A 6,839-nucleotide genomic window follows, 5' to 3' on the forward strand; every position below is an offset into this window, starting at 1 on the left:
GGAGGAGCCGGAAAGCGCGCCGGCCGGCCCGCCGCTGATGGCGGGCACGCCGGTGGTGCCGCAGCGCAAGGGCTGGTTCGGCAAGCGTCGCTGACCGGGCTGCCCTGCGGCCTGACCCTTGGACGCCAGGGGGCCGATCTGGTAATCGTCGCGGTCCCGACCGGACAGGCTTAGGACCGCGACCCGTGGCGCTCTCTCTGCACAACACGCTCACCCGGACGAAGGAGCTCTTCGTCCCGATCGATCCGAGCCATGTGCGGATGTATGTCTGCGGCCCGACGGTCTATGACTACGCCCATATCGGCAACGCCCGTCCGATCGTGGTGTTCGACGTGCTGTCCCGGCTGCTGCGGATGCTGTATCCGCGGGTGACCTATGTCCGCAACATCACCGACATCGAAGACAAGATCATCGAGCGGGCGAAGGCGAATGGCGAGTCGATCGAGGCGCTGACCCGTCGCACCGGCGAGGCCTTCGCTGCGGACATGGCGGCGCTGGGGGCGCTGCCGCCCGACGTCCAGCCGCGGGCCACCGAATACATCCCGCAGATGCAGGCGATGATCGGCACGCTGGTCGACAAGGGCCATGCCTATGCGGCCCAGGGCCATGTCATGTTCAACGTGCCGTCGATGCCGGATTACGGCCAGCTGTCGCGCCGCAACCGTGAGGAGCTGATCGACGGCGCCCGGGTCGAGGTCGCGCCCTACAAGCGCGACCCGGCCGATTTCGTGCTGTGGAAGCCCTCGACCGACGACCAGCCGGGCTGGGACAGCCCCTGGGGCCGCGGCCGGCCCGGCTGGCACATCGAATGCTCGGCCATGGCCGAGGCTCATCTGGGTGACGAGTTCGACATCCATGCCGGCGGCGTCGACCTGATCTTCCCGCATCACGAGAACGAGATCGCGCAGAGCCGCTGCGCCCACGGCACCGCGCTGATGGCGCGCACCTGGCTGCACAACGGCTTCGTCATGGCCGAGGGCGAGAAGATGTCGAAGTCGCTCGGCAACTTCTACACGCCGCACGACCTGCTGGAGGAGTTCCCGGGCGAGGCGCTGCGCTACGCCCTGCTGTCCGGCCACTACCGCCAGCCGCTGGACTTCACCAAGGAGGGCGTGCGCCAGGCCCGCGCGGCGCTGGACCGGCTGTACGGCGCCCTGCGCGCGGTCGAGGCGATCGCGGCGAAGGACCCGTCGGATGCGCCGCATGTGGTGCAGATCGCGCTGGAGGACGACCTGAACACGCCGCAGGCGCTGGCGGCGCTGCACGACCTGGCAGGGGCGCTGAACAAGGCGGGCGATCCGGCCGTGCAGGCGCGGCTGAAGGGCGAGATCCTGTCCGGTGGCCGGCTGCTGGGCCTGCTGCAGCAGTCGCCGGAGGACTGGTTCCGCTGGCAGCCCAAGACCGCGTCGGGGCTGAACGATGCCGAGATCGACGCGCTGGTTGCCGACCGGCGGGCGGCGCGGGCGGCGAAGAACTTCGCCGAGGCCGACCGCATCCGCGACGTGCTGACCGCCGCCGGCATCGCGCTGGAGGACAAGCCGGACCGCACGCTGTGGCGCCGGGTGGGGTGAGGCGATGAGCGAGCGGATCTGGCTGTTCGACACCACTCTGCGCGACGGCGCGCAGACCCAGGGCGTGGACTTCTCGGTGGCCGACAAGATCGCCATCGCCAAGAAGCTCGATGCGCTCGGCATCGACTATGTCGAGGGCGGCTGGCCCGGCGCCAACCCGACCGACGACGCGCTGTTCCGCGACCCGCCGAAGCTGGCGCAGGCCCGTTTCACCGCCTTCGGCATGACCCGGCGGCCGGGCCGCAGCGCCGCCAACGACCCCGGCCTGTCGGCGCTGCTGAACAGCGACGTCCAGTCGATCTCCCTGGTCGGCAAGACCTGGGATTTCCATGTCGACGTCGCGCTGGGCATCCCGCGCGAGGAGAATCTCGAGCTGATCCGCGACAGCGTCGCCGAGGTGGTGGGCCGCGGCCGCGAGGTCGGCTTCGACTGCGAGCATTTCTTCGACGGCTGGAAGGCCAATCCGGACTACGCCCTGGCCTGCGCCAGGGCGGCCTATGAGGCCGGGGCGCGCTGGGTGGTGCTGTGCGACACCAATGGCGGCACCCTGCCGCATGAGGTGACCGAGATCGTCACCGCCGTGGCCCGGCACATCCCGGGCGATCGCCTCGGCATCCACACCCATGACGACACCGGCAATGCCGTGGCCAACAGCCTGGCGGCGGTGCGGGCCGGCGTGCGGCAGATCCAGGGCACGCTGAACGGGCTGGGCGAGCGCTGCGGCAACGCCAACCTGGTGACGCTGATCCCGACCCTGGTGCTGAAGATGGGCTACGAGACCGGGGTGACCGAGGCCGGCCTGGCCTCGCTGACCGATCTCAGCCACTGGTTCGACGAGCGGCTGAACCGCACGCCCCTGTCCGGCGCGCCCTATGTCGGCGGCCGCGCCTTCGCCCATAAGGGCGGGCTGCACGTCTCCGCCATCGCCAAGGATCCGCGCTCCTACGAGCATGTGGCGCCGGAGCGGGTGGGCAACCGCCGCCATCTCGTCGTCTCCGACCAGGCCGGGCGGGCCAACATCCTGGCGCGCTTCGCCGAGATCGGCGTCGCCATCGACCCGAAGGACCGCAATGTCGAGCGGCTGGTCGACCTGGTGAAGCAGCGCGAATTCGAGGGCTATTCCTACGACACCGCCGCCGCCAGCTTCGAGCTGCTGGCCCGGCGCATGCTGGGCCAGGTGCCGTCCTTCTTCACCATGGACCGCTTCACCGTGGTCGATGAGCGGCGCTTCAACGCCCGCGGCGAGGTGGTGCAGGAATCCGAGGCCACGGTGCTGGTCCGCGTCGGCCAGGCATCCCTGCACGAGGTCTCCTTCGGCAACGGCCCGGTCAACGCGCTCGACAACGCCATGCGCAAGGCGCTGGAGCCGATCTATCCCGGCCTCAAGCCGCTGCGGCTGGTCGACTTCAAGGTCCGCATCCTGCGCTCCAACGAGGGCACCGGCGCCATGCCGCGCGTGATGATCGAGACCGAGGATGCCGACGGCACCCGCTGGTCGACGATCGGGGTCTCGACCAACGTCATCGACGCCTCCTTCGAGGCGCTGGGCGACAGCTTCACCTATGCGCTGCTGCGGGCCGGCGCCACGGCACCCGCCTGATGGCCGGCACCGACCAGACCCGCGACCCGCTGCTGGGCGGCCCGGCGATCATCCTGATCGAGCCGCAGATGGGCGAGAACATCGGCACGGCGGCGCGGGCGATGCTGAATTGCGGCCTGACCGACCTGCGGCTGGTGCGCCCGCGCGACGGCTGGCCGAACCCGAAGGCGGTGCCCACCGCCTCCGGCGCCGCCGCCGTGCTGGACAATGTCCGCGTGTTCGCGCGGACCGAGGACGCGATCGCCGATCTCGGCGCCGTCTACGCCACCACCGCCCGGCTGCGCGACCAGCTGAAGCCGGTGGTGACGCCGCGCCGGGCGGCCACGGAGATGCGGGCCCATCACGCCGCGGGCGTGGCCGCGGGCATCCTGTTCGGGCCGGAACGCACCGGCATGACCAATGACGACGTCGCCTTGGCCGATGCCGTGGTCAACGTGCCGCTGAACCCCGCCTTCTCCTCGCTGAACCTGGGCCAGGCCGTGCTGCTGGTCTCCTATGAATGGTTCACCGCCGGCGACGCCACGCCGGAGCGGCGGCTGGACTATGAGGAGGACGCGCCGCCGGCCAGCAAGGAGCAGCTGGTCAACCTGTTCGAGCATCTCGAGGACGCGCTGGACGCCGGCCACTTCTTCCGGGTGCCGGAGAAGAAGCCGAGCATGCAGCGCAACATCCGCGCCTTCCTGCAGCGCGCCCAACTGTCGGAGCAGGAGGTACGGACCCTGCACGGCATGATCGTCGCCCTGGCCGGCCGGCGGAAGGGCGGCGAATAACGCTGCCATGTGCTGCGCTATTCGCCGCGGAAGATAATTCAATTCGATGTGTGGTATTTAGGTGCATAGAGGTTCGTGCGAAATTTTCTGCTGTATACAATTTTATTTTTGTTTGATATCACAGGAATATCAATTGGTATTGGAATTATCTGAAAATAAACTTTATAACTGGCTCCATCTCCGTCGAAGATGTGTTCTTCATCTTCTTTTGGCCAATTTACTCCTATCCCTCCCGATAACTCTGCCGGCCATCGCATTGAGGCGTCAACGCGCGGGAAGTGGAGGCCGTTTTCATCCACGACCTGCTCTTCGCACCAATCCTGGAAGACAGCGGCAGGAACGACGAATTCGTATTCCCCGATCAGATCGTCTCCAAGAATACCGGCGAGAACATTTGATACCGCACCCAAGGCCCATTTGAATGGTTTGAATCCGCCGATATCGAGATCGACGAAATCCTGGGCTACTCCTCCCAGGGATTGATCACCCGAGGCAGCCGCTCCCGCGAGCGCCGCGGACCCCTTTCTGGCCGCATCTTCCAAAGCGGCCTGTATATCGTCGCGGAGCTTGTCCGGATCCCCATTGTCGTGCTCGAACAAGGCAACGTGAATCCGCAGCCCTGTTCCCGGAAATCCGATCGCGCCGCCGGGCGCGCCCGCTGCTACCGGCCCGGTCAGGGTTATACCGCGAAACGCGACTGAGCCGGGCTGCACTCCTTCCTGAATAGGGGTTCTTATAGTCGTGACGAGCTGGTCCGCGCCGCTGTAGTTCGGATTGATGTTGGTCACGGAGATTATGGCGTAAAGCTCATCAGATCCGGCACCGGCGGTACCGAAGCAGCGGATTCCTGCCAGTGTGATGTGGGCGGCTATTCTCCTGCTTCCGACCGGGACTTTGTCAAAGTCCTGCGTTGTAATGACCCCGAGCTGGTAGTTCTGTGAATAGCCGCCTTCTGCGCCGATCTGAAGCCCTTCAACGGGGGCGCCCAGATCCCCCCAGACGCCGCCAAGATCTCGGTAGTGTTCTCGAATATTGCAGGCAGCCAGTGCATCCCGAAGCGATGAGACGCCATAGTGGGATAGGAGGTCGCGTAGGGGCGTGTTCGGACTGAAGCCGCTTCTCACGGCCAAGTCGATCATGTTGTCTATCATGAAACCCTCCTGGCCATAGATCGAAGAATTGTGATCGAGCTACTGCAAGCTCACCAGGATCGGGATGAGGCCTTTGCCGGCTTTCATCGGCTGCAGTGCTTTTCCGACGATCGCGCCGGCCATACGATTTCTGTCTTGTGCTTTCATGGCGTGACCGGTGGTCGACGACGTGGTGAGCAGATCCCCGGTTTCGATTGCCGCGCCGTCGGCGTCGACCATGCAGTAGACCTTTCCGACCAGGGCAAGCGGCAGCATGCCGGTCACGTCGTCCCGGAAATCAAGCAGCAACCCCGGCCTGAACGCGCCGGCACCCGAGATTACGCCCGCGGCTTTGACATCATATTCGGCTGAGCATGGATGGAGGAGGCCGTCATCTCCCAAAACCATGACGCTGCCGGGTTTGATTGCCGCCGCAGAGGCTACCGCGAAATTCTCCGCGCAATCCGCGCCCAGACATTTGACGTTCTTGGCGTGAACCCAACCGCTTGTGTTGATATCCCCGTCAACGGAAACATTGCCGATGAACATTCCGGCCCAGCCGTTTTGGCTCTGACCGTAGACGCCCACATTGTTCTCGCTCAGGCCGGCAACGCCCATATGGTCCTTGCTGCCCCCGGTTGCCCATCCCAGAACGATGGCGGATTGTGGCAATTGGCCAATCATGGATTCTTCAAACAGATCGCCAACCTTTGGGCTTCCCAGCTTGGTCGATGTTGTCGACAGCAGGGTGGGATTCCATCGAAGCGCCTCCGCAAGCGGCATCTCCTTTGCGACTTTTGTGTTCGCCATCTCAGTTGCTCCCGTCAGTTTCGAGCATACGTCAGATCCAACGGAGGATCTGCCCTCGAGGCTGGCGACTCTGATCAAGGTTCATAGGCTTGTCTTCATGCGAACGGATGACGACCCTAGGAAGGATCGCCTGCAAACTGGCGGGTTTCCCTGCGGATGCTATGGAAATGTCCTGCTGGGCCGCCCGTGGCCTGCAGTGAAGATGGCGCTCAGATGGCCGGCACCATGATCCGCCCGGCCCAGTCCGACACCGCGGCGGCAACCGTCCGCAGATGGTCGGCGACGGTGAAGCTGGAGACGCTCTTGCGCGGCTTCAGGTCGTGGTCGCCATCCTCCAGCCACAGCAGTTCGATCCCGTCGGACAGGGCGTAGCCGGCGACCTCGTCGCGGGTGCCGAACTCGTCGCGCGTGCCCTGGCAGATCAGCGCCGGCGTCCTCAGATCAACCAAATGCGCGGTGCGCAACTGTCCCGGCTTGCCCGGCGGGTGGAACGGGTAGCCGAGGCAGAGCAGCCCGGCGATGCGGCCGGCGGCGAACAGCTCGTCGGCGGCCATCGAGGCGACGCGGCCGCCCATCGACTTGCCGCCGATGATCAGGGGCCCCGTGGCGCCGATGGCCTCTACCGCCGCCCGGTATTCCGGGATCACCGTCTCGGCGCGCGGCGGCGGCTTGCGCTGGCCGTCGCGCCGGGCGGCCATGTAGCCGAACTCGAAGCGCGCGACGCGGAAGCCGGCTTCCGCCAGGGCCTTCGCCGCCGCGGTCATCGAGCCCGAATCCATCGGCGCGCCGGCGCCATGCGCCAGCAGGACGGTGGCGCGGGCCTCGGCAGGCCCGTCGATCAGGAAGGTCGGTGCCATGGAGCCGGAGCCTAGCATGGCGGTCGCAGGTTCGGGCCAGCAGTGACGCCAGGGGCCGACGCTGTCAGGATCAGGACGGCATCGGCCAGGCCGCGCCAACC

At 66.3% G+C, this 6,839-nt stretch carries 6 protein-coding genes; 3 read left to right on the forward strand and 3 right to left on the reverse strand.

Annotated elements, in window-relative coordinates:
* Window positions 1-185 precede the first annotated feature (185 nt).
* From cysS to P409_RS22160, 3 genes are read left to right on the forward strand one after another with little or no spacing between them, the layout of a single operon-like run.
* Window positions 186-1,571, forward strand: a complete 1,386-nt coding sequence (gene cysS, locus P409_RS22150; protein WP_034843770.1) for a cysteine--tRNA ligase — start codon at window positions 186-188, stop codon at window positions 1,569-1,571.
* 4 nt (window positions 1,572-1,575) lie between these two features.
* Complete coding sequence (gene cimA, locus P409_RS22155) at window positions 1,576-3,171, forward strand: citramalate synthase (RefSeq protein WP_034843772.1); 1,596 nt, start codon at window positions 1,576-1,578, stop codon at window positions 3,169-3,171.
* Window positions 3,171-3,941 (forward strand): RNA methyltransferase, encoded by a 771-nt coding sequence (locus P409_RS22160; RefSeq protein WP_034843774.1) that lies wholly within the window; start codon window positions 3,171-3,173, stop codon window positions 3,939-3,941. Before cimA ends, P409_RS22160 begins: the two co-directional genes overlap by 1 nt.
* Window positions 3,942-3,979: 38 nt before the next feature.
* On the opposite strand, the gene P409_RS38150 is transcribed toward P409_RS22160, so the two are convergent.
* From P409_RS38150 to P409_RS22170, 3 genes are all read right to left on the reverse strand, one after another.
* On the reverse strand, window positions 3,980-5,092 hold the full coding sequence (locus tag P409_RS38150) for a hypothetical protein (protein ID WP_152613481.1): 1,113 nt from the start codon (window positions 5,090-5,092) through the stop codon (window positions 3,980-3,982).
* A gap of 39 nt (window positions 5,093-5,131) precedes the next feature.
* Window positions 5,132-5,881, reverse strand: a complete 750-nt coding sequence (locus tag P409_RS22165) for a hypothetical protein (protein ID WP_152613482.1) — start codon at window positions 5,879-5,881, stop codon at window positions 5,132-5,134.
* Between the two features lie 209 nt (window positions 5,882-6,090).
* A complete protein-coding gene (locus tag P409_RS22170) occupies window positions 6,091-6,738 on the reverse strand; it encodes an alpha/beta hydrolase family protein (protein ID WP_034843776.1) in 648 nt (215 codons plus the stop codon).
* Window positions 6,739-6,839: the final 101 nt, after the last annotated feature.

It is taken from the genome of Inquilinus limosus MP06, from assembly GCF_000767795.1.
Classification (GTDB): domain Bacteria; phylum Pseudomonadota; class Alphaproteobacteria; order DSM-16000; family Inquilinaceae; genus Inquilinus; species Inquilinus limosus_E.

Bases quoted from the DNA above. Each gene is read 5' to 3' on its own strand.
- cimA (WP_034843772.1), top strand. From the start codon at position 1,576: ATGAGCGAGCGGATCTGGCTGTTCGACACCACTCTGCGCGACGGCGCG.
- P409_RS22160 (WP_034843774.1), top strand. From the start codon at position 3,171: ATGGCCGGCACCGACCAGACCCGCGACCCGCTGCTGGGCGGCCCGGCG.
- P409_RS38150 (WP_152613481.1), bottom strand. From the start codon at position 5,092: ATGATAGACAACATGATCGACTTGGCCGTGAGAAGCGGCTTCAGTCCG.
- P409_RS22165 (WP_152613482.1), bottom strand. From the start codon at position 5,881: ATGGCGAACACAAAAGTCGCAAAGGAGATGCCGCTTGCGGAGGCGCTT.
- P409_RS22170 (WP_034843776.1), bottom strand. From the start codon at position 6,738: ATGGCACCGACCTTCCTGATCGACGGGCCTGCCGAGGCCCGCGCCACC.